This window comes from Rhizobium sp. RHZ02, from assembly GCF_014851575.1.
GTDB lineage: Bacteria > Pseudomonadota > Alphaproteobacteria > Rhizobiales > Rhizobiaceae > Rhizobium > Rhizobium altiplani.
The window spans coordinates 1-354 of the sequence record NZ_JACUZX010000103.1 but is presented as its reverse complement, the minus strand read 5'-3'; the positions used below and the strand labels follow the sequence as shown (position 1 = coordinate 354).

Sequence of the window (354 nt, the reverse complement as noted above, 5' to 3'; positions counted from 1 at the left end):
CATGGCAGGGACAGAACCAACCATTGTATTCGCCGGCCTGGCCGAGCGGGATGCAGCCGAGATGGGTGCACGAGCCGATCATGACGATCCAGTTTTCCTTGTCCTTGCCGGCCGAACGGTCGACGCCGGTCGCCTGCGCGTCGGACGGCAGGTTGGCGTTGCGCGCCACCGGGTCCTTCAGGTCGGAAAGCGGCACCTCATCGGCAGCCTTCACTTCCTCGGGCGTCCGGTTGCGGATGAAGATCGGCTTGCCGCGCCACTTGGCCGTCAGCGACATTCCCGGCTCGAGGCTGGAAACGTCAACCTCGATCGAGGCCAGCGCCAACGTCGAAGCATCCGGACGCATCTGGTCGA

Annotated in this window: 1 protein-coding gene; it reads right to left on the bottom strand. The window is 65.0% G+C overall.

Going from position 1 to position 354, the window contains the following annotated elements:
* On the bottom strand, window positions 1-354 hold a 354-nt coding region (gene petA / locus IB244_RS33305), incomplete at both ends, for a ubiquinol-cytochrome c reductase iron-sulfur subunit (RefSeq protein ID WP_192307014.1).